Origin of the sequence: Escherichia sp. TW14182, from assembly GCF_000208525.1 — a bacterium.
GTDB lineage: Bacteria > Pseudomonadota > Gammaproteobacteria > Enterobacterales > Enterobacteriaceae > Escherichia > Escherichia ruysiae.
Genome location: NZ_AEJZ01000120.1, coordinates 1 through 23,106, shown reverse-complemented (window position 1 = coordinate 23,106; position 23,106 = coordinate 1). Strand labels below are relative to the sequence as shown.

At 44.8% G+C, this 23,106-nt stretch carries 15 protein-coding genes and 1 pseudogene; 1 reads left to right on the top strand and 15 read right to left on the bottom strand.

Annotated features, from left to right (window positions below; genetic code table 11):
* The 8 genes and pseudogenes from EQY_RS0111240 to EQY_RS0111210 form a co-directional block, all read right to left on the bottom strand.
* Window positions 1-601, bottom strand: a pseudogene (locus tag EQY_RS0111240) (cellulose synthase complex outer membrane protein BcsC); the annotation flags it as partial.
* A 112-nt stretch (window positions 602-713) separates the two neighbouring features.
* Window positions 714-3,014: a cellulose biosynthesis cyclic di-GMP-binding regulatory protein BcsB gene (bcsB, locus tag EQY_RS0111235; RefSeq protein WP_071987939.1), complete on the bottom strand. Its 2,301-nt coding sequence runs from the start codon at window positions 3,012-3,014 to the stop codon at window positions 714-716.
* Between the two features lie 65 nt (window positions 3,015-3,079).
* A complete protein-coding gene (gene bcsA, locus EQY_RS0111230) occupies window positions 3,080-5,194 on the bottom strand; it encodes a UDP-forming cellulose synthase catalytic subunit (RefSeq protein WP_000905832.1) in 2,115 nt (704 codons plus the stop codon).
* Window positions 5,195-5,278: 84 nt separating this feature from the next.
* Window positions 5,279-6,508 (bottom strand): GGDEF domain-containing protein, encoded by a 1,230-nt coding sequence (locus EQY_RS0111225; RefSeq protein ID WP_237712263.1) that lies wholly within the window; start codon window positions 6,506-6,508, stop codon window positions 5,279-5,281.
* Between the two features lie 114 nt (window positions 6,509-6,622).
* Window positions 6,623-8,671: a sensor domain-containing phosphodiesterase gene (locus EQY_RS27530; RefSeq protein ID WP_502525944.1), complete on the bottom strand. Its 2,049-nt coding sequence runs from the start codon at window positions 8,669-8,671 to the stop codon at window positions 6,623-6,625.
* Window positions 8,672-8,694: 23 nt separating this feature from the next.
* Window positions 8,695-8,970 carry a CHASE9 sensor domain-containing protein gene (locus tag EQY_RS26775; RefSeq protein WP_502525943.1) on the bottom strand — a complete coding sequence of 92 codons (276 nt, stop codon included), beginning with the start codon at window positions 8,968-8,970 and terminating at the stop codon, window positions 8,695-8,697.
* Window positions 8,971-10,068: 1,098 nt separating this feature from the next.
* A complete protein-coding gene (locus EQY_RS0111215; RefSeq protein WP_000918534.1) occupies window positions 10,069-11,499 on the bottom strand; it encodes an APC family permease in 1,431 nt (476 codons plus the stop codon).
* A gap of 207 nt (window positions 11,500-11,706) precedes the next feature.
* Entirely contained in the window at window positions 11,707-12,855 is a 1,149-nt protein-coding gene (locus tag EQY_RS0111210; RefSeq protein WP_000109306.1) for an MFS transporter, read from the bottom strand.
* A gap of 314 nt (window positions 12,856-13,169) precedes the next feature.
* On the opposite strand from EQY_RS0111210, the gene ycaC reads away from it, so the two are divergent.
* The gene (gene ycaC, locus EQY_RS0111205) at window positions 13,170-13,796 is read left to right on the top strand and encodes an isochorismate family cysteine hydrolase YcaC (RefSeq protein ID WP_000165876.1); all 627 of its coding nucleotides are present in this window, start codon (window positions 13,170-13,172) and stop codon (window positions 13,794-13,796) included.
* A gap of 36 nt (window positions 13,797-13,832) precedes the next feature.
* On the opposite strand, the gene EQY_RS0111200 is transcribed toward ycaC, so the two are convergent.
* From EQY_RS0111200 to EQY_RS0111170, 7 genes are all read right to left on the bottom strand, one after another.
* Entirely contained in the window at window positions 13,833-14,696 is an 864-nt protein-coding gene (locus EQY_RS0111200; protein WP_000534711.1) for a dimethyl sulfoxide reductase anchor subunit family protein, read from the bottom strand.
* A gap of 1 nt (window position 14,697) precedes the next feature.
* Window positions 14,698-15,315 (bottom strand): dimethylsulfoxide reductase iron-sulfur subunit DmsB, encoded by a 618-nt coding sequence (gene dmsB, locus EQY_RS0111195; RefSeq protein ID WP_000213098.1) that lies wholly within the window; start codon window positions 15,313-15,315, stop codon window positions 14,698-14,700.
* A 10-nt stretch (window positions 15,316-15,325) separates the two neighbouring features.
* Window positions 15,326-17,770: a dimethylsulfoxide reductase subunit A gene (gene dmsA, locus EQY_RS0111190; RefSeq protein ID WP_000850275.1), complete on the bottom strand. Its 2,445-nt coding sequence runs from the start codon at window positions 17,768-17,770 to the stop codon at window positions 15,326-15,328.
* Window positions 17,771-18,007: 237 nt separating this feature from the next.
* Complete coding sequence (serS, locus tag EQY_RS0111185; RefSeq protein WP_000886683.1) at window positions 18,008-19,300, bottom strand: serine--tRNA ligase; 1,293 nt, start codon at window positions 19,298-19,300, stop codon at window positions 18,008-18,010.
* Window positions 19,301-19,390: 90 nt separating this feature from the next.
* Window positions 19,391-20,734, bottom strand: coding sequence for a replication-associated recombination protein RarA (gene rarA, locus EQY_RS0111180; RefSeq protein WP_000067774.1), 1,344 nt, complete (start codon window positions 20,732-20,734; stop codon window positions 19,391-19,393).
* 10 nt (window positions 20,735-20,744) lie between these two features.
* A complete protein-coding gene (gene lolA / locus EQY_RS0111175) occupies window positions 20,745-21,356 on the bottom strand; it encodes an outer membrane lipoprotein periplasmic chaperone LolA (RefSeq protein ID WP_021550529.1) in 612 nt (203 codons plus the stop codon).
* 153 nt (window positions 21,357-21,509) lie between these two features.
* The coding region (locus tag EQY_RS0111170) for a DNA translocase FtsK (RefSeq protein WP_000740704.1) at window positions 21,510-23,106 on the bottom strand (1,597 nt) is incomplete at its 5' end.

Below are 23,106 nucleotides of genomic sequence, written 5' to 3'. Positions count from 1 at the left end.
CCGCATTAGCGCGATCGCCATTCTGGGAATACGCCTGCCCCAGCGCCCCAAATATGGCACCAGAGTCAGGATTATCAATATTAAGTATTTTCAACTGACGAATCGCTTCGTTGCGACGGGAGGCAATTTGCGTCATTGCCCCCCAGTATTCCAGCGCCATTTCGATATCTGGCGGTGCCCCGTTAAATAGCTTGTCGTAACTGTCGATAGCCTCTTTATGTCGCCCGGAAATAGCTTGTAAGCGTGCCATTTGCAGTGCCTGACGCCCCTCAGGCGAAGAAAGTCGCATGGCCGTGCGCGATGCTTTATATATTTTTGAATCAGGAGCGAACAGGGAAAGTCTGGCAAGTTGTTTTTGCGCACCTTCAATATCCCCCTTACGCAGCAGATAGCGAAAACGCGCCGCAACGACATCTGGATTATCAGGTTCCGCCAATTCAAGACGATAAAGCGACTGTTCGACCAGATCTTCACGATGAATGTCTTCGCCTAACCGAATCTGCGCCATTAACAGCTTGTGTGCAGTTGGAGTGGCTTTCGCCATCGACATTACCGCCAAACCAAGGGATATTGTGAGTAAATTTAGGGTGAATTTGTACATGCCTGTCTCAATCAGGTGTTAACTCACTTTTTATTAAAAACAGAACGGGCGCAGCTCCCTGCCTGTATAAAGTCAGGACAGAATGGAGCCGCAAAATAGAAATGATGATGAATTACTGTTGATGAGGGTTCAGACGACGGCGACTAATGGTACGTAACAGACGCCATACTACCCACGCCAATAGCACCACACTGAGAGTTGCCAGGACTGCCAGTAGAATGGGATGTCTGGCTAACACATATTGCACTCGTTCAATCCAGGGGAGATGCCCAACGTAATAAGTATCTCCAACCTGTAAACTATTGACGCCAGATTCGCGAATAACCGCGACTGAACCAAAAATATTGCCGCGTTTTGTACTATTAATTAACGCATTGTTGAGTAGCGTATCGCCGCGTGATCCCTCGGACATTAAAGCAATTACGCTACGTTGGGCATGATATGGGGACTGAAAACCAACTATCGCCGCCATTGACAATGGAGAATTTATAGTTGTTTGTATTTCAGGTTTTTGATCGTTTTTATCTGCCATAATTTTTGCGTAATCAGTGTTCCGCATTGGGCTTTTTACCCAACTCGTTGTTGCCTCAATGAGCAGATTAATTTGCTGATTGTCTGCAAATTCTTGCGGAAGTGTTCCTATAAGCAGAATATCTGAATCCTTACCCTGGACAGAACCTATATCATCAGTAATTGTCAGATTAATTGCCGGAAATCCAGTTTGAGCACCAATCAGTCCAAGGGTATTTAATAATGTTTCAACTTGCGTTGTACCAGGGTTTTCAGGCATAACCACAACCGTTTCTGATAGATCGGCCATGCGGCTAAATGGAAAGCCTGAGCTGGCAAAAGCGCGTAAATCTGGCATTGCGATAAAGTGATGGTACTTTGAAAAATCGATAGTGGAATCATCTGCAATAACCGCATGATTTTTTAGAGGCCTGGAAATAATACAGCTATCAGCATCAGAACGCGGCATTGTATTAATGTACTCAAAATTAAATCGCAATTGATTAAGCGCCCCCAACGTCAGCGCAGGAATGGTAATTCCATTATTACCATCCAACAATTCTTGCAATAACGGTAAACGTAACAACAATCTATCGGTAGCAGATTGCGGACTTAGCCGGAAAGATTCAAGGTACTGGTTATTAAGGCTGACATCCATGCGTGAACCACCTATCGTTGGCGTGGTATAGCGATAGTTAATCTTCATATCAACCCCACGATTACGCAATAGAAAAAGATCAGGTGGCAAATTAAATGAAACATTAATTGCCGCAGACTCCAGGCCACTTGCCTGTAACTGCCCTTCATAATTTTTAAGCTCTGCGAAAGTTACAGGACGGTCAGTGCGTACCCAGTTTGGCGCATCATAAGGTTTACGCGGCAGTAACGGCGTCACTTCATTTACGATCACACTATCGCCGCGAAAAAGTATATTTCCCTGTGCAAGGCCTTTTGCCGCCTGTAATAAATCTTTGTCATCGCGGCCCAAAAGTACCAGCAATTTGATAAAAGGATTTTGTGGATGACTGATCATTTTAATAACAGGCGCATTCACCAACGGATGCTCGCGCAGAAAGTCCGGGCGTCTATTGTTAGTGGCAAAGACCACTGCATTACTTTCCGGTAACTGGTTATAGAAAACCGGAAATCGGTGACCACGCCAGCCAGATTGCGCACCAAACCACGAAGCGACAATAGCTGATGCCTGCTGCAAACCAGTCTCAGGAGTACCGGCAAAAACCATCGGCAATGTATTAGTGCGGTTATCTCGCGGGTCAAAAAACGGTACAGGAAAATATGAAAGATCATTTTTCAGATTAAGTCTCTGAAATACCAGTTCAAGTTCACTGGTACGTCCAATATCAAGCCACAAATTGCTGCTGGTCGGGTTTTCACAGGCGCTCTGGTAGTGACTAATTAATTCGAGGCGCAAGCGATTAAAATCAGAAAAATACAATGGGTTAAGAGTTATTTCCGCCAGCGTTTTTTTCCCCAGTTGTTCTTTGGTAATCGGCAATACCCCCATCAACTCGTCATTAAGATAGACCTTAAGCTGTGACTGGACAGGGATCAGCGACGGTGATGGAGTGTATTCAAGTTTTAGTTTTGCTTCTGATACTATTTCATCGCTACGCATACCAAACTCAATTTGCCCCTGTGGGTTAACGCCATTCAGGACTATGTTTCCTGGAGCTGGTGCGATTTGTGTAAATGGGAGTTTAAAATGGCGAGACGACTCTTTCGCATAAGCAGAGATATTTGTCTTCTGGATAGATGGTAATACTTCTCCAGAGGAAGACTTACTGATTAATGTATCTGTAGCCGATGCTGTATTTGCCTGGTAAAAACATAATAACCCCAAGCCAATTATCGCAGCACTTAATCTCAAAAATTTTCTTTCCATTTTAAAAAATTCAACAACCATAATAAACACAAACAATATATTTAATTAGCAGTCAGAAATTAGAACTAACTTTTGGAACTGCTTTTCAGCGTCCGCAGAATATAAAAAACCATATTGCAATAACCTTTCAGAGAGATGAAACATATTTCAAAAAAACTCTTTAGAATATTGTCCCGTCTAATTTTATTATTCCACTCTTGCCATAATGAATCACGAGAAAACGTTGTCCTTACATAATTAACACTTTGTTCATAACTCATTGGCATAATCTTCAGACCAATTTTATTATTGTAAGCATGAACTATTTCTACCGGAATATCACATTTCCCGTTGCTATCATCCAGATAAAGAGACAATTGCTGTGCTTTAAGCATATCTTTTACGTCGGAGATATTATCAAGGGTTACACCTAATCCTCCTTCGGAAAAATCAAGAACAGAACAAGGATAGCGCCGTCCATCATCCAGTTGTATAACGCCCTTGAAAGAAACATCAATACGGGGAGAAAAACGCACCTGCTTTTGTTCAATAGAAACAGCCAAAGTTGCGCCAATAATAATTGCATTATAAAACAACCAGATTAAACAAAACAAATTCAAGATGGCAATATGCCCTTGCAAACTATAAACATTAATAACACCTATTATCAGCCCGATTACATTTAAAATAGCAAAAATAAGATAGGGATAGGAAATTCGCCAGTCAACAAACTTATTTTTTATCAGTCCCCCTTTGGCCGTAACGTTAAAACGACCTTTTGCTGGCGCAAGTAAAGCTACAAGCGTTGGTAGCGTAATATACCAGGCCAGAACCATTTCATAAATCTCATTCCAGAATGAATGTCTGTATTTACCTTGTACTCTTGAATTAGTTAAAATAATAACAAATAGATAAGGTAAAACATAAGACATAATATCTGCAACTGATGCATCGATCAGATTGACCGAAAAGAAAATAGGACATAACGGTGCGAACAAGAAAATCAGTCGTGGCACACCTGATAAAAAATGCATCATGCTGCTGAGATAGCAAAGGCGCTGTGATAATGTCAGCCCCTTGCCCAATAATGGATTGTCAATACGCAAGATTTGAATCATGCCTCGAGCCCACCGAATCCGTTGTCCAATATGAGCAGACAATGTTTCGGTGGCTAGCCCGGCAGCCAGAGGATAGCGAAGATACGCAGAGTTATAACCTGCACGATGCAAGCGTAACGACGTATGCGCATCTTCTGTTACTGTTTCGACTGCAATGCCTCCAACCTCATCCAGAGCAGATCTACGGATGATTGCACATGAACCACAAAAAAATGAAGCATTCCATGTATCCGTACCATTCTGGATTAATCCATAAAAAAGGTGTCCTTCATTTGGCTTTTGCCGGAACTGTCCCAAATTTCGCTCAAAAGGATCGGGGGAAAAAAAATGATGTGGTGTTTGCAACATAGATAATTTTTTATCGGCGATAAACCAGCCCATCGTTTTCTTTAAAAAAGAAACTGAGGGTATATGATCGCAATCGAAAATAGCAACAAATTCGCCATTAGCTATTTTAAGCGCATTATTTATATTTCCGGCCTTAGCATGTTCATGTGTTTCTCTTGCGACATAGTAAATTCCTGACTCGTTCGCGAATTTCCTGAACTCGTCCCTGGCGCCATCATCAAGGAGCCAGATATTTAGTTTATCCGTTGGCCAGTCTAAGGCCAACGCACCATAAACTGTATTCTTCACGACTGTAAAGGGTTCGTTATATGTGGGGATTAATATATCAACAACGGGCCATTCTTCTTTATTCTCTGGTAAGGGTATACTTTCTCGGTTCAGCGGGAAGCAAACCTGAAAGTAACCAAGTAATAAAACAAACCATGCATACGTTTCAGCAACTAATAGCGTGACTGAAAATAAACAGTCTGGAAATTCATCCAGAATTACTGAAGAAGAGTAACGCCACCATAGATATCGGGATGATAAGAGTATTCCAACACCCATTAGAATCAGAGTAATCATCCTTCCTTTGAGAAAATTAAGGAAGATAGCAGCGATACAAATAATAATTGAAAATAATGTTTGTTGATAAAATCCAAGGGGCTGTTCAATAATTGATAAAAAGACAAAACATAGCAGTATAGCAACAACCAAAAGGATTTTGTTTAATATTACTTTATTTTTTATGAGCATTGCACTTAACGATTCATTAATAATATAACTTGAACTGTGTGATTTTTATAAACATCGATGACCAATGCCATGCAAATTAAAATATCAACACCACGTTATCTGTGCTCGGCCATTTTGCTTACTTTTATATAACCGTTCATCTGCCAGCAATTTCAACCGTTCAATGTTATTCATGCACTCGTCTGTGCTGGCAACACCTATACTGCAACTACAATTTAACCCACCAATGGCGAAATGAACAACTCTGTGCAAAATTCTTGATAGCTTATTTTTATCTTTCTCATAATAAATAATAGCAAACTCATCACCGCCAAACCGGTATATTTCCCCTTCACGACGGGGTAACTCTTCTTTAATGATATTAACAAGTTTGATGAGTACTTCATCACCAAATAAATGACCAAACTTATCATTAATGGTTTTAAATTTATCCACATCAAATAGACACAGGTAGCCAAAACTTTTTCTCAGCATCTTGATTTCTTTATCAAAACTCCGGCGACCAGAAGCCCTGGTTAATGCATCACAAGTGCCAAAGTCATATATCTCTCGAATTGCATTAATCTCTTCCGTATTAAAGAATAGATTTTCTCCACGTAAATCATATTGATGATTCGACAATATAGATTCTTTTTCCAATCTACCCTTATTTATAATATCACGCAATAATTTGACATAATAAACATACATTATGACTGCAGATATTGCCGATGCAAAAACGAAAAACGCACATATATATAGATATTTACTTTTTTTATAGGCAACAATAAACATCATTTCTGGAAGATAAGAATACGACAGAGTGATAGCTGACATCTCAAATACTGCATCATTTATCAAAAAATCATCACCTGCGATTTTCTTTTCATTATCATTAATATCATAAAATGAGACATAGATATCTTCTCGTTCCCCTGATTGATTTCTTATCAAAGATAAATAACGTTCAGGATCTACCACTGATATCAAACTTGTACGTTTTGCAATGGGATGAGCATAATAAACATAGCACTTATTTTTTAAGCTAATAATGCCTCTTTCAAATTCATTAATTACCCGAATAGAGGAAACTATGTCGTCACAAAAATTATCCCCTTTCGTTGTGACTTTGATACATTTACCATCGCTAATCATATAAGGACCGAGATCATACAAATATCCAGGGTTTTCATAGCCAGCAAAGCTATTGCGTATTTTTTTTAACAACTCTTCTGGCGAAACCTCAAGTTCATAAAATATATTATTAGATACTGAGCGGCGATACTCAGAAACATTAGCTATTGCAAGCCCACTATCTACAATAGATACCTTCACCGAATTAATGCGGCCTTTAACATAAATGGTGTATAAATAACAAGTTACTACAGCGACGCACAAAAAATACAAAAAACAGATCACTGCCGCCTTTTTTTATATTTGAACATTGCTTTATTTTCTTTTTTTCGGTTTGTTGTCTATATGCCATTCTGAAAACGGTAACGGTTTCTGGTATAAGTATCCCTGAACATGAGAAAATCCTAATTTTTGCAACTCTCTAGCCTGATTTTCAGTTTCAACACCTTCAGCTATTACCGGCATATTTTCTTCACGAGCAAGACTGGATATAAAATATACAACCTTGTTAGTTTCATCGAAAATACCAGAGGTAAACTCTGAATCAATTTTAATGCTATCAGGTCTCACTTTATAAAGTTTTTTCAGGTCAGCTAATCCACTTCCGAAATCATCAAGGGAAATCTTGATACCATTTTCTTTTAAAATATTTATATTATTGTAAAAGCTATCATTTATATCTTTTACTGCTGATTCGGTGATCTCCAGGCAGATTTGTTCAGCATTTACACCAAATGCATTAATTAAAGTAAGAACACGAGTGTGGAAGTCAAATTCATTTAATTGCCAGGGAGAAACATTGATATGCAGGAGAAAATCGTTAGCAACCTCATATTCACAACTAAACACCCCAAATTCGCTAATAGCTGTTTCGAGAACAAAATCACCCAGTTCTTTAATTAATCCTATTTCTTCAGCAACAGGTACAAAAATTGATGGCGGTATTACCCCATTTTCGCAGGACAACCAGCGACATAACGCCTCCGCGCCTACAACCCTATTATTATCCATATCAACAATCGGTTGATATACTAAATAAAGCTCATTACTCGCAATCGCTTTTTTTATATTTCCTGCCACCCAGATCTTTTGATCAAGTTCATGGACTTTGATGTCATCATAAAAAATAAATTCAGATTCTTTATTTTCCCGCATAGCTGTTAATGCCAGTTTCAGTTTCCTTTCATAAATCGATACATTTTCCCCTGAAAAATTTTCGCAAATGGCAATCTTGTGGATATATATATTTCTTATGCAAAATATATGTTCAGGAAAGTTTAAAACCGATAATTTTTCGATGAACTCTTCGCAATCAGTGTGACATAGCAACAAGTATGTTTCAGTTGAGATTTTTACGATATCACAATATTTTGAATATTTTTGTGATATCTTAGATTTTATATCATTAAAAATTTCATGAAATTTCTGACTTCCATATACCGCTTCAACAAACTCTAATCCATAGATGCAAAGCATACCAATTGCCAAATAGGTTTTATTATTAGTTTCAATAATAGCCTTATTAATATAAAAGCAACTTCCTTGTTCATAGGACACAAGATTAAGTAATCGGTCCATACGCTCCTTGTATTTACTGCTGATATTATTAATGATTTTTTTGAGTTCAACAATCTCACCACTGTCATTTTGCACAATATCAATTGTGTCGTTGCGATATACTGAATTAGCTAATTTTTTCAGATGTTCTATCAGTTTGCTGGATTCACCTTTGATTTTTCTTGTTATTTTTTCAACGATATACCATAATAAACAGAAACAAACCAAGCCACATAAAAACATCAGTGTAAAATATTTATTGATGTTTGTATCTTCTGATTTTTGATAGTGGAAATAATGGAATCTGACATCAGGAAGCCTGGGGAGTGAGATAACATTATCTGTATAGTTGCCACTATTATTGCTTATGTTATAACTTCCCGATAAATCACGGACAATAAGATGTAACATTGATTTTTCATTACCCACCATAATCCTTTTGTTTTGTTCCATGAATAAAATATCAGAATCACCAGCCAGTTTATTTAAAAAATTACTGAAATATTTTTCATCAAGATCCAGATGTATTAGTTTCAAAGCAAATGATTTTTTTTCTTCTTCGGATGGTCGTAGTGAAAACGAAAAACATTTTTTTCCGGCAATACCATAACAATTATACCATGGTGACCATTTTGAATAAGTCCCCCTCGGTAATTTATTCCATGGTCGTGATTCCGGATTAAAGTAGTTATCGCTGATATCACCATCGTCACCAATAAAAGGTTTACCGGGTTCTGATTGCCCAAGAAATTTTACCTCCCCATTCTCAGTTCGAATAAAGCTAAGATATTTTCCATTATTGAGCATTATCCCTACTAAATTAACCGCGTCTATTTTTTCATGCGATGAAGGACTGCTCGCTTTATTTCATCTTCATCATGTAACAGATAGATTGCATCTTTTAATGCATCAGCCTCTTTTTCAACTTTAGAAAAAAAATTATTCAAATTGTTATTGATGAGTATAAGGTTAATCTGTGCAGAGTTTTCTGCTATTTTTTTATGGAAATCAATTGCGGTAATAAATGACAAGACAATATAGACAGTAACAGCTAATATAACCGCAGTGTTAAATCTTGAGTTTAATTTTTCGGTAATGCTATACATACTGGTATTCTGACTAAAATGTTATTAATAGCTTCATATCATATCGTATAACGTTCTGTATATTAGACGATGTTGCCCTCCTCTTTATGATTTTATTAATTTCACTATTCCATATAACAAATATGTCATGATGAGAAGATTAATTTTTTCTTAATTTCCACAAGTGATTATCATTCATTCTATTTTAACCAAGGTAATATTGTTATATGTAACACTCATTTTGTATCTTTCACCCACGCTACCGCCTTTCGTTAATTTTTCAACGAAATAATTTAGCCATGAAAAAATTAACTTATAACAACACAGCTACTACATCCTGCTGAGTCGTGGCTTCTACTCTATAACTATCCAAAAGTGTTATTAGTATCTATTGTGAGTAATCCTTTCTGTTTATTTATCTTTTTTGAGACATGTGTAATACAGCTCTCTGAGCCAAAAATATATTAATTAATAACCTTAAGGTAAGGTTCAGTCAGAAAGTGGGCATCAAAATTTCACTGCCAGTGACTGTAATTTGTCCATCACCCTAACAGATAAATATTTTCAGGAATACGCGTTTGATAAAACAATAGATGCAACATTAGAGCACTATTTTATTTATAAAAAAAAGACTGTGAACTACACCAGGTATGAGCGGATTCTGTCGGGATATGATTTTTGTCAGATTAAAACACTATAAAATTTCATTTTGTCAGAATATTACACCGATAAATCAATATACCATCTGCATATCCAAACAATAACCGCAATCATTCTCAGCAAATTTAACCATAATTAGCAACGTGCGAATTCATTGATGCAGATCAAAAAATACGAGTTTACATTACCAATCTTTGTTGAAAATTTAGCCGTAAAAATCATGTTATTACTATGCACAAGAGTTTACTCCAGAGCCCAAAATAATAACTTGCAAAATAACCAATAATTAAAACTATCACCATATCTAAAAATAATGGTCTCCGATAACTAAAATTCGTATTATCACGGTAGCGTTGATTTTCTTTCATCTCTTAAGAAAAACTTAACTTTTGCCTTATCAGGCCTGATCTAATTTTAGTCTATTTGATATCACAGCCCCGGCGAACCGGGGCATGATGACTATTTTGTATTCGCTTTACGTGCAAGCAGCGGGAATATCAGCCCCAGTCCAACGAGGACAAATGGCGTAGTAATGTTCAGTGCCAATTGGAATGTCCACTCTGCAGTGAAGGCTTCCATTTTAGGGAAAATTCCTGTCAGGCAGGCAAAAGCGGTAAAGGCAAAACACCATATCCCGACGGTCATTGCCATCGGCTTATTACGAATAAAGACATACTCTGGTTTATATTTCTGCGCCAGGCGAACGACAGCAATAAACGCAACAAATACCCACAAATAACGCAGCGGCATCACTACCGAGTTAAGATTCAACAGCCATTTATAGAGATTGTTCATATCACCGATGCCGAGAGTCGGGAGCATAATCAGGATCGCCACCAGCACCAGAGTCAGAAAATAGCCATTCACGGGCGTACCGGAAGAGTTGGTACGACATAAACTTGCTGGAATATATTTGCTGTCGGCATCGCCTAATAACACTTTAAGCGGTGCATCAATCGAAAATACCAGTGCGGCAACTTGCCCCAGAGTGTTCGCAATGGCATAAATCACCATTAAGGTATTACCCATATTGTAATACTCCCCCAGCTTCTGGAAGGCGTAATACTGACCGTTAGTCATCAAATCATCGGGAATATTGCGCGAGTCAAACATCATCCCCATCGCCAGTGAGCCGAGAATCGCACATACTGCTACCATGCCCGCCAGACACAACATCCCTTTTGGAAATTCTTTTCCTGGGTTGCGTGTTTGGTTAACGTAAGGAGAAATCTTCTCAGCACCACCAACCGCAAAAACCAGCATTGAAATGGTGGTAATGTAGGTGAAATCGATATGTGGTATGAATGTTTCCCAGGTAATATTAGTAGTCGCAATATGCACTTCAGTAATCGCAGGCGCGGTTACCGCCATCGCCACATAGAGGAGCGACATGACAAACATCGCAATCCCTGCCACTGAACCAACAATTTTCAGTGACTTCATGCCTCGGGAGGCAACCCACATAAAGAAGATAAACAGCACCAGCGTTAACCCCTGTAACGCTACGACCGAATATTCTTTGATTAACGAACCATCGCCTTTCATCGCCCAACCGAGCGCGATCAGTATTGCCTGTGGTTTTTGTGCCAAATAAGGAATATGCACCACCCAGTAGGTCCATGCTGCAAGGTAAGCCAGCCCTGGCCCCATGGTATGTTTAATCCAGGTACTAACGCCCCCTCTCCCGTCTTTAAAGGTCGAACCTAACTGGCCGACAATCAGGGCATAAGGTGTGAAATAGAGCGCAAAAATAAATACCCATGAAAAAACAACCACCAGTCCCTGGTTGGCATAGTTATTTACAACGTTGCCAAAGCCCCAAACGGTAATAAATGACATCAAAGCAATGTTGTACCATCGCAACTGTTTTTCCTGAACGTTCCCAGCCATAGATCGATCCTTCGCCAATATTTAATGGATATTTAGAAAACGAGGAATTATGCGCGGCAAACAAGACGTGCGGAAATAGCGGAATGCAAAATTATAACCTGCTGCACACTTTATTTTTTTACGAATAAAATTTGCTAAAAGATAGTTGTACAGAGGAAACAAAAAACAGAGTGCGAAACAGCCAGTTCACACTCTGCACTCATTCATTTACACGTGAGCAACGGGTTTTGGTGTATGACCGGCGTTGCGAAGCAGCATGAGTAAATAAATAAACGACACACTGGCGATCATGATAAACAGCAGATTATCAGAGAAATTCTGCATTAACATGGCAGTAAAAGACGGGCCAAGCAGACTACCGACGGTATAACTTAACAATAACGCCTGATTCATTGCCACCAGCTGATGATGTTCAACTTTCTCGCAAGCCCAGGCCATCGCCACCGGATAGAGCGTAAAACCGGCTGCACCGAGGATGAACAACGCAGGTGCCATTGCCGCCTGACTTAACATCGCAATACTACCGAGAATGACGACAAATACCTGAACGCGCAGTACCAGCAGGCGACCAAATTTATCTGCCAGACGACCAATTGGCCATTGCCCAAGGATACCAGCACTAACCAGAACCGCCATCCAGAAGCCAATGCTGGCGTTGCTAATCCCTTTATGATTGAGGTACAGCGGCATCAGACCATACAAAGAACCCAGAACGATTCCCGAGATAATACAGCCGTTCACGCCAAGCCGCGCCTGACGAAGTTTTAGCATTGACGTAATTGGCGTCGAAGCATGGTTCTCAGCCTGCTGATTCACGATACGAGTAAACAGCAGCGGCAAGATCCCTGCCAGGGTCAACCCTGTAGCCCACGGCAATACGCTCATCAACTCGGTTGAAACTTTACTGAGCAGTAACTGGCCTAAAAACGTCCCCACATAATAAACCATCATATAGGCGGCAAGTAACCGCCCACGGTTACGTGACGTACCGCTGCACATCAGCGCGCTTTCTACCACCACCCAAATCATGGCGCAACCAACGCCTGCGACGAAACGCCAGGCTAACCAGCTCCAGAAACCAATCATCAAGCCAAGCCCGGCACAACCCGCAGCAAAAATAAAGGAAGCAAGGTAATAGCTGCGATTAAACCCAAAGCGTTTAATGACATACCCTGTCAGTAAAGTACCAACCAGGTTGCCGGTAAAATAAGACGAACTGACGACGCCGACCTGCCATGTGGGCAAGTGTACCTGGGCGAGCCATAGCGGCACGAGTGTATTTAACACCGCGATCGCCAGAGTCAACAAAAGTAGGCCAGACAGCAAAAGCATGACAGGCCGGGTATACGTGGACATGAATGAAAACCGTGAGGAAGTTCAAATTTCATGCGCATCATGCCACCGCCAAAAACATTGTCAATGGGTGAAAATACGTACATAACGCAGCGGCTGTATTATCGATTTATATTACTCATTCATAACACTAATAACGAAAAGATAATCAGTCTCATCTAATTGTTTTTATTGATCTAACATAACGTTCATATGTTTAGTTCAGTCGAAAAATTTCATGGTCACTGCAAACCTGAATTTCCCGTCTATGCTTTCAGGGCAACGCATCGCGTCTGAACGATTTCAGGCGTACCACTGACTCTCGAAAGGAGAAGAGAATGACCAAACCGTATGTTCGTCTCGATAAAAATGATGCTGCTGTTTTGTTAGTTGATCACCAGGCCGGTTTACTTTCCCTCGTGCGGGATATTGAACCTGACAAATTTAAAAATAACGTGCTGGCGCTGGGTGACTTAGCCAAATATTTCAATCTACCCACCATTCTTACTACCAGTTTTGAAACCGGTCCTAACGGCCCATTAGTCCCTGAACTGAAAGCACAGTTCCCGGATGCACCGTATATTGCCCGTCCGGGAAATATTAACGCCTGGGATAACGAAGATTTTGTTAAAGCGGTCAAGGCGACAGGTAAAAAGCAGTTGATTATCGCCGGAGTGGTCACCGAAGTTTGCGTAGCATTCCCGGCGCTTTCGGCGATTGAAGAAGGTTTCGATGTCTTTGTGGTGACTGACGCGTCAGGAACCTTTAACGAAATTACCCGGCATTCGGCATGGGATCGTATGTCACAAGCAGGGGCACAATTGATGACGTGGTTTGGTGTCGCCTGCGAACTGCACCGTGACTGGCGCAACGATATCGAAGGTCTGGCGACGCTGTTCTCTAACCACATTCCTGATTATCGTAATTTGATGACCAGTTATGACACCTTAACGAAACAGAAATAAAAGAAAACCGGGGTCGAGACCCCGGTTATAAACATCTTAGCTGGCAACGGCCATCCCCACAGTCATATGCAACCCGTAGAACACGCCGCGCCCGATTAACTCACCAGCCAAAAGCAGGATGAATGACACGGAAAGCAGCGATACCGCAGGCTGAGAACCTTTTAACTGAGGTACAATCCACAAGCACAGTGCCACGGCGATAAGCACAATCCGCCAGGCCATCAGCGCACCGTAATCCGGCACTAACGCCACTGCCTGTTGTACAGAAGAGTGAATCGTAGCGAGTTCAGCCCCCTGCATTACAGACATTACGCCGCTCACCACCAGCGCCAGCACTGAAATGGCCGGAAGTAAACGCATCACCCAACCATTAACCCCCGCCAGACGCAGTAACAAATATCCCAGCAGCGGGCCTCCCATAAACATAGTCAGGAAGAAGCCCATCGGTGTCCAGATGCTGTACCAGGTAGGTACGGTATCGATGCTGTTATAAACTCGCACCATCATCCAGACAAACACCACGCCGAGAATCATCGTCACCACCAGCCACAGCGTGCGTAATGCCGGTGACAGTTTTTTCAGCACTGCCAACAACCAGCCGATGCCACCTACGGCAAAAAAGATCGAACCACTGGCGATTTCATTACTCAATGCCGAAGAGCCAACCCGGTTGAGTGAGTTAAAGGCGCGCATGGGTGAGCCAAGGTGAAGCATTGAGGCGATAAAGCCAATGCCCATCAGTACCCACAAGCCAAACATACAGGTAATCACCCGCTGTTGGGTATCGGCCCGAAGTTCGCCTTTCAACAAGGCAAATGCCAGAACGATAAAACCGCCCACGACGCACTGCCCGAAGACCGTGAAGATCATCAACGGCCATTCATGCCATCCACTTCCCATCTCACACCTCCTTCGGATTTGCCAGATAGCCAGTGGTATCCCCGGTTGGGCGGCTGTTGGCGTTAGGTTTGATCACAATATTCGGTTTGGTAAAGTGCGCTCGTGGCAATGGCGCAACGGCCGCCAGATCACCATGTTTTTTACGCAGCTCGTCGATAGGGCCAAAATCCAGCGCCCGCAGCGGACAAGATTCAACGCAGATCGGCTTTTTACCTTCCGCGACACGGTCATAGCAACCATCGCATTTGGTCATATGCCCTTTGGTTTCGTTATACTGCGGTGCGCCATACGGGCAAGCCATATGGCAGTAACGACAGCCGATGCACACATCTTCATCAACAACGACAAAACCATCTTCACGTTTATGCATCGCACCGCTCGGGCAGACTTTGGTACACGCCGGATCTTCGCAGTGATTGCATGAAATCGAGAGATAGTAGGCAAACACGTTTTGATGCCAGACACCGTTATCCTCCTGCCAGTCGCCACCAGCATATTCATAAATGCGGCGGAAGCTGACTTCTGGCGTCAAATCTTTGTAGTCTTTACAAGCCAGTTCGCAGGTTTTGCAACCGGTGCAACGGCTGGAATCAATAAAAAATCCATACTGGGTTGTCATCGGTTACTCCTTACACCTTTTCAACCTGAACAAGGTTTGTATGCGACGGATTCCCCTTGGCGAGAGGAGACGGACGTTGAGTGGTCAGTACGTTGATACAACCGCCCTTATCGACACGTTTTGCATCCGGGTCATACCAGGCGCCTTCGCCCAGTGCGACCACGCCCGGCATCATTCGTGGCGTCACTTTCGCCTCAATATGAACTTCACCACGATCGTTAAAGATCCTGACCTTATCGCCGTTGCTGATACCGCGTTTTTGCGCATCAAGCGGGTTGATCCACATTTCCTGGCGGCAAGCCGCTTTCAGCACGTCTACGTTGCCGTAGGTGGAGTGAACGCGAGATTTATAGTGGAAACCTGTAAGTTGCAGCGGATACTGTTTGTTCAGCGGATCCTGATAACTTTCAAAACCTGGCGTGTAGATCGGCAGTGGATCGATCACGTCGCCTTCCGGCAATTCCCAGGTAGCGGCAATGTCAGCCAGCGCCTGTGAATAGATCTCAATTTTGCCTGATGGCGTGGTCAGTGGATTAGCCTGCGGATCTTCACGGAAGGCTTTATAAGCAACGTGATGCCCTTGTGGGTCGCGCTTTTTAAAGATCCCCTGCTGGCGGAACTCTTCAAAAGTAGGCAGTTCAGGAATCGCTTCCCGCGACTGGGCATACAGATGGCGCATCCACTCTTCCTGAGTACGACCTTCAGTAAACTGTTGCTCAACGCCAAGACGTTTTGCCAGTTCGCTGGTCATCTCATAGATGGTCTTACATTCAAAGCGCGGTTTAATCACCTGGTCGTTGAAAATCACATAAGACATATTCCCGCAGGATGCATCCAGCGCAAAGTCCATCTGTTCGGAAGCGGTGCAGTCCGGCAGCAGGATGTCAGCATATTTCGCTGATGAGGTCATGTGGCAGTCGATAACCACAATCAGCTCGCACTTCTTATCATCCTGAAGGATTTCATGGGTGCGGTTAATTTCTGAATGCTGGTTAATCAGGCAGTTACCGGCATAGTTCCAGATCATCTTGATCGGCACATCCAGCTTATCTTTCCCGCGAACCCCATCACGCAGCGCCGTCATTTCCGGGCCTCGTTCAATGGCATCGGTCCACATAAACATGGATATGCTGGTCTGGATCGGATTTTCGAGAGTCGGCATACGGACAAACGGTAAGCTGTATGAACCTTCACGCGCGCCGCTGTTCCCTCCATTGATACCAACGTTACCGGTCAGAATCGCCAGCATCGAGATAGCACGGGTTGCGATTTCACCATTAGCGTGACGCTGCGGCCCCCACCCCTGGCTGATAAACGCCGGTTTGGTACTGCCGATTTCACGAGCCAGTTTGATGATTTTATCTGCCGGAACACCGGTGATTTGCGACGCCCATTCCGGCGTTTTGGCAACGCCGTCTGCCCCTTCACCCAGAATATAGGCTTTGTAGTGGCCATTTTTCGGCGCACTGGCTGGCAGGGTTTTCTCGTCGTAGCCAACGCAATATTTATCGAGGAATTCCTGATCAACCAGATTTTCGGTGATCATGACGTACGCCAGACCGTTAACCAGTGCGGCATCTGTTCCCGGACGAATTGGGATCCACTCATCTTCACGCCCGGCACCGGTGTCGGTATAGCGCGGATCGATGATGATCATGCGAGCATTTGATTTCTGACGTGCCTGTTCAAGGTAATAAGTTACCCCGCCGCCGCTCATTCGCGTTTCGCCCGGGTTATTACCAAACAGCACCACTAGCTTACTGTTTTCGATATCTGACGGGCTGTTGCCATCCGCCCAGCCGCCATAGGTATAGTTCAGACCTTCTGCAATTTGCGCGGAGGAATAATCACCATAATGGTTCAGATAACCGCCGCAGCAGTTCATCAGGCGCGCGACCAGAGTATTTCCCGGTGGCCAGGAACGGGTCATGGTGCCGCCCAACGTGCCTGTACCGTAGTTCAGATAGATGGATTCATTACCGTACTCTTTAATCAGGCGCTGCATATTGGTCGCGATAATGTCGTAGGCTTCTTCCCAGCTAATACGCTCGAATTTGCCTTCACCGCGCGCCCCGACGCGTTTCATCGGATATTTCAGGCGGTCTGGGTTATAAACGCGGCGACGCATGGAACGTCCACGCAAACAGGCGCGTACCTGATGCAGGCCGTCGTAATTGTCATCACCGGTATTATCTGTTTCGACGTATTTGATTTCACCGTCCACAACATGCATTCGCAGTGGGCAGCGGCTACCGCAGTTAACTGTACATGCGCTCCAGATAACTTTCTCGTCAGAATTTGCCGCAATGGCGTTATCGACAGCGTGCGCTATTCGACTAAAAGGTAATGTTAATGCACTGCTGGCCATCGCCAGGCCACCGATCGCTGTCGTTTTAACCAAACCACGGCGACTCACCTCAGCAGCCAATACCGCATCAGGGATTTTCGTTTTCATAATGGCTCACTCAAGCTTGCTCACGATTAATTCCAGTAACAAACCGTATTGTGTAATTATTTTTATAGCTGGCGCTATATAGGTTTGTATACATCGAATGATTTGAAAATCAACAGGATAGGTAGATTTTCACTCGTAAGTAGTATTGCGCTTAAGTAACGAGTAATTATTGTTTGGTATCAAAGGGAGACAAAAAAAGCGCCCGCAGGCGCTTTTTAGATTCAGAAAAATTGGGTATTAGCCAATATATTCCAGTCCGTTCATATATGGACGCAAAACTTCTGGTACTTCAATACGACCATCGGCCTGCTGATAGTTTTCCATTACCGCAACCAGCGTGCGACCAACAGCCAGCCCGGAACCGTTCAGGGTATGAACCAGACGGGTTTTCTTGTCAGACTTGCTGCGGCAGCGTGCCTGCATACGACGCGCCTGGAAATCCCAGACGTTAGAGCAGGAAGAAATTTCGCGGTAGGTGTTCTGCGCCGGGATCCATACTTCCAGGTCGTAAGTTTTGCACGCGCCAAAGCCCATGTCACCAGTGCAAAGGATGATTTTACGGTACGGCAGACCCAGCAGTTGCAGGACTTTTTCTGCATGACCGGTCATCTCTTCCAGCGCCGCCATAGAGTCTTCCGGGCGCACGATCTGAACCATTTCAACTTTGTCGAACTGGTGCATACGGATCAGACCACGGGTATCACGACCATAAGAACCGGCTTCAGAACGGAAGCATGGCGTATGGGCGGTCATCTTAATCGGCAGGTCATCTTCATCAATGATTTCACCGCGAACCAGGTTGGTCAGCGGAACTTCTGCCGTTGGGATCAGCGCGTAGTTACTGGTGTCTGCTTCTTCTTCCAGCGGACGGGTATGGAACAGGTCGCCAGCAAATTTCGGCAACTGACCTGTACCGTAAAGCGTATCCTGGTTAACCAGATACGGGACATAGTTTTCACTATAGCCATGCTGCTCGGTATGCAGATCCAGCATAAACTGCGACAATGCGCGGTGCATACGTGCGATCTGCCCTTTCATCACCACAAAGCGCGAACCGGTCAGCTTAACCGCTGCTGCAAAGTCGAGGCCAGAGTGCATTTCACCCAGCGTCACGTGGTCACGAACTTCAAAGTCAAACTCACGCGGGGTGCCCCAGCGGCTGACTTCAACGTTGTCATTTTCGTCTTTACCCACCGGCACTTCATCTGCAGGCAGGTTAGGGATTGTCAGCGCGATATCGCGAATTTCAGCCTGTAAAGCATCCAGCTCGGCTTTTGCTGCATCCAGCTCTTCGCCCAGTTTGTTCACTTCCAGACGTAAAGGCTCGATATCTTCCCCGCGCGCTTTCGCCTGGCCAATGGATTTCGATCGGGAGTTACGCTCCGCTTGCAGGTTTTCCGTTTTGACCTGCAATACTTTACGACGCTCTTCAAGAGCGCCCAGCTTATCTACATCCAGCTTAAAGCCCCGGCGTGCCAGTTTTTCAGCGACTGCGTCTGGCTCATTACGCAGCAGATTGGGATCGAGCATGCTTATCCTGTGCTTATCGAATTAAATGGGAGATGTGGCCACAGCCTGCGACCACAGGGATACAGTAACAACATTACCGCAACGATAACATTAACGGTAGCGTTTTATGGGGCTATTTTGATCCTGTTCAGCCAGCCAGGCGAGCTTTTCGCCAATCTTGCCTTCCAGCCCCCTGTTTGTCGGGAAATAATAGCGTGTTTGTGCTATTTCCGGTGGGAAGTAAACCTCTCCGGCCGCATAAGCGTTTGCTTCATCATGAGCGTAACGATATTCCTGCCCGTAGCCCATTTCCTTCATTAATTTCGTCGGCGCATTACGCAAATGAACCGGCACGTCATAATCCGGACGTTCGCGAGCATCGGCCAGCGCGGCTTTAAACGCCGTATACACAGCGTTGCTTTTCGGTGCGCAGGCCAGGTAAACAATCGCCTGGGCAATGGCGCGTTCGCCTTCTGCCGGACCAACACGGGTAAAGCAATCCCATGCAGCAATCGCTACCTGCATCGCACGTGGGTCAGCATTGCCGACGTCTTCCGACGCTATCGCCAGACAGCGACGCGCGACATATAACGGATCACCACCAGCAGTAATAATTCGCGCATACCAGTACAACGCCGCATCAGGTGCGCTGCCACGCACAGATTTATGCAGTGCGGAAATCAGATCGTAAAAGCGATCGCCTTTGTTATCGAAGCGGGCGCTACGCTCACCAGCGATTTCCGTCAGTAATTCGGGCTTCAGGACACGTTTGCCACTGCCATCGACTTCGGCCATATCCGCCATCATTTCCAGCGTATTTAACGCCCGACGCGCGTCACCATTCACCAGTTCAGCAATCGCACGGCGTGTTCCATCTGGCAGAACAATATCCTGCCCGCCATAGCCGCGCGTTTTGTCTTCCATCGCCTGAGTAAGTACTCGCTCAATATCCTCGGTCGTCAATGATTTCAGCAGATAGACGCGGGCACGTGAAAGCAGCGCCGAATTAAGCTCAAACGAGGGGTTTTCAGTCGTCGCGCCAATGAAAGTGATGGTGCCATCTTCAATATGCGGTAGAAACGCATCCTGCTGGCTCTTGTTGAAGCGATGCACTTCGTCAACAAACAGAATGGTGCGGCGTCCGGCGTTGCGGTTCTGCCGCGCGCGCTCGATCGCCTCGCGAATCTCTTTCACACCAGAAGTAACGGCAGAAATACGTTCCACATCAGCGTTTGCGTAGCGGGCGATCACTTCAGCAAGGGTCGTTTTACCCGTACCCGGCGGCCCCCAGAGGATCATTGAATGCAGGTGCCCGGCTTCGATAGCGCGCGGCAACGGCTTCCCCGCAGCCAGCAAATGTTGCTGACCGATATACTGTGCTAAATTTTCTGGCCGCATACGCGCGGCCAGAGGTTGAAAAGTATTATCCGAAAAATCGAGCGACAGATTGCTCACTCAGGTGCCTCTACTTACGTTGGTCATCTACCGTTACGCCTTGCGGCGGGGTGAAGGTAAATTTCGCTGCATCCACAACGCCATTTTGCTGGGATTTCAGTTGATAACTGCTGCGCTGATCGTCCTGCTCCACCGCGCTAAACTGATGGATTGTGCCGTCACGCCCCACGTTAATGGTGAACTGCTTCAGGTTGCCATTGCTGGCTTTCGGCGTGAGGACAAAGTCATCGCCATTCTGTTTGATATTGTACTGCTGCCAGTCGCTGGACTGGTTGCGGGCAATCAGCATAAACGGCGTATTACCGGTAGCATCTTTCAGCCAGGTTGCCGTAGCCTGCTCAACGAACGGGTTATAGAACCACAGTGTTTTACCGTCAGAAACCAGGATGCTTTCATCAGGTTGAGTCATATGCCAGTTGAACAAGTTAGGACGTTTCACCCACAGATCGCCCTGACCTTCCTGCACCGCCGCGCCGCTACCGTCAGTCACTTTTTGCGTGAAGCTGGCGTGGAAGCTGCTGACTTTATCCAGGCGGCTTTTCAGATCGCTTGCGGCATCAGCCCAAACACTGGACGCCACTAAACTTGAGAGTAATGCACAGGTGATGGCAATTTTTTTCATCATTGTTCCTCAAATTACGTCACTCCCAAACGGGAGTTCCCTCTACTCTATTCCAGGCTAATAATCAGCTTGAGGAAAGAAGAAAATACTGAATTTTCAGTTGATAGAGTGCCGAATGCGACGCTATTGCGTCTTATCCGGCCTACACATCCATTAGTCAAACGGCGGTGGGGCCAGCACTTCACGATTACCGTTGTGCCCCTGTTCGCTGACGATCCCCTGCGCTTCCATCTGTTCGATAATACGCGCCGCACGGTTATAACCAATGCGGAACTGACGCTGTACGCCTGAAATTGACGCTTTGCGTTTTTCAGTGACAAACTGCACCGCCTGATCGAACAACGGATCCAGTTCTTCAGCGCCATCGAAACCGCCCGCGCCACCTTCGCTTTCACTGTCGGAGGTGATGCCATCAACATACTGTGGGCGACCACGCGCTTTCCAGTCCTGCACCACGGCATGAACTTCCTGATCCCGAACAAAGGCACCATGAACACGTACCGGCATGGTGGAGTTCGGCCCGGAGTAGAGCATATCCCCCATGCCCAGTAACGATTCGGCACCAGCCTGATCGAGAATGGTTCGTGAGTCAATTTTACTGGATACCGTAAAGGCGATACGGGTCGGAATATTCGCTTTAATCAGACCTGTAATAACATCAACTGATGGACGTTGCGTTGCCAGTACGAGGTGGATACCTGCGGCACGGGCTTTTTGCGCCAGACGTGCAATCAGCTCTTCCACTTTTTTACCCACCGTCATCATCAGGTCGGCAAATTCATCGACCAGAACAACAATATAAGGCTCTTTTTTCAGCACCGGATGCTGAGCATCCATACTGTCGCCCGGTTTCCAGTACGGATCTGGTATTGGGCGCATCATACGGTCAGCTTCAGCAATTTTTTCGTTATAACCCGCCAGGTTACGCACACCCAGCGCAGACATCAGTTTATAACGACGCTCCATTTCGTTGACGCACCAGCGTAAAGCGTTGGCAGCATCTTTCATGTCGGTCACGACTTCCGTTAGCAGATGCGGAATACCTTCATATACCGAAAGCTCCAGCATTTTCGGGTCGATCATGATGAAACGCACATCTTCCGGCTGCGCTTTATAGAGCATACTCAGGATCATGGCGTTCACACCGACTGACTTACCGGAGCCGGTAGTGCCCGCAACCAACAAATGCGGCATTTTTGCCAGATCGGCAACGACCGGATCGCCAGCGATATCTTTACCCAGCACTATCGTTAATGGCGATGGGTTATCGCGGAACTTAGCGTTGTCCAGCACTTCGCGCAGGTAAACGGTTTGGCGTTTTTTGTTGGGTAACTCCAGACCTACGTAAGGTTTACCCGGAATAACTTCAACGACACGAACCGCCACGGTTGATAGCGAACGAGCGAGGTCACGTGATAAATTAGAAATACGCGCCGCTTTTACGCCCGGTGCCAGATTCAGCTCAAAGCGGGTGATAACTGGCCCCGGAGAATAATTGACGACATCGGCTTTAATGCGGAAATCAGCCAGACGCGCCTCTACCAGACGCGCCATTTGCTCAAGCGCAAAGGTATCTACGGGTTCCACTTCGCTCGGCGGCGGCGTCAGCAAATCCAGAGAAGGCAGCGGCGTCGTCGGTTTGTGTAGTGGACGACTGTCGCCATTGCGCATTAACAGCGGATGAAGCAGGGTATCCTGCGGCTGCGGCGCTACCGGTTGCTGCGGCTGCTGATATTGCGGCTGTGGCGCT

Excerpts from the sequence above, each read along its gene's own strand:
- lolA (WP_021550529.1), bottom strand. The coding sequence starts at position 21,356 with ATGAAAAAAATTGCCATCACCTGTGCATTACTCTCAAGTTTAGTGGCG.
- bcsB (WP_071987939.1), bottom strand. The coding sequence starts at position 3,014 with ATGGAAAGAAAATTTTTGAGATTAAGTGCTGCGATAATTGGCTTGGGG.
- serS (WP_000886683.1), bottom strand. The coding sequence starts at position 19,300 with ATGCTCGATCCCAATCTGCTGCGTAATGAGCCAGACGCAGTCGCTGAA.
- EQY_RS27530 (WP_502525944.1), bottom strand. The coding sequence starts at position 8,671 with ATGCTCAATAATGGAAAATATCTTAGCTTTATTCGAACTGAGAATGGG.
- EQY_RS0111210 (WP_000109306.1), bottom strand. The coding sequence starts at position 12,855 with ATGTCCACGTATACCCGGCCTGTCATGCTTTTGCTGTCTGGCCTACTT.
- bcsA (WP_000905832.1), bottom strand. The coding sequence starts at position 5,194 with ATGCTCATAAAAAATAAAGTAATATTAAACAAAATCCTTTTGGTTGTT.
- EQY_RS26775 (WP_502525943.1), bottom strand. The coding sequence starts at position 8,970 with ATGTATAGCATTACCGAAAAATTAAACTCAAGATTTAACACTGCGGTT.
- EQY_RS0111200 (WP_000534711.1), bottom strand. The coding sequence starts at position 14,696 with ATGGGAAGTGGATGGCATGAATGGCCGTTGATGATCTTCACGGTCTTC.
- dmsB (WP_000213098.1), bottom strand. The coding sequence starts at position 15,315 with ATGACAACCCAGTATGGATTTTTTATTGATTCCAGCCGTTGCACCGGT.
- EQY_RS0111215 (WP_000918534.1), bottom strand. The coding sequence starts at position 11,499 with ATGGCTGGGAACGTTCAGGAAAAACAGTTGCGATGGTACAACATTGCT.
- ycaC (WP_000165876.1), top strand. The coding sequence starts at position 13,170 with ATGACCAAACCGTATGTTCGTCTCGATAAAAATGATGCTGCTGTTTTG.
- dmsA (WP_000850275.1), bottom strand. The coding sequence starts at position 17,770 with ATGAAAACGAAAATCCCTGATGCGGTATTGGCTGCTGAGGTGAGTCGC.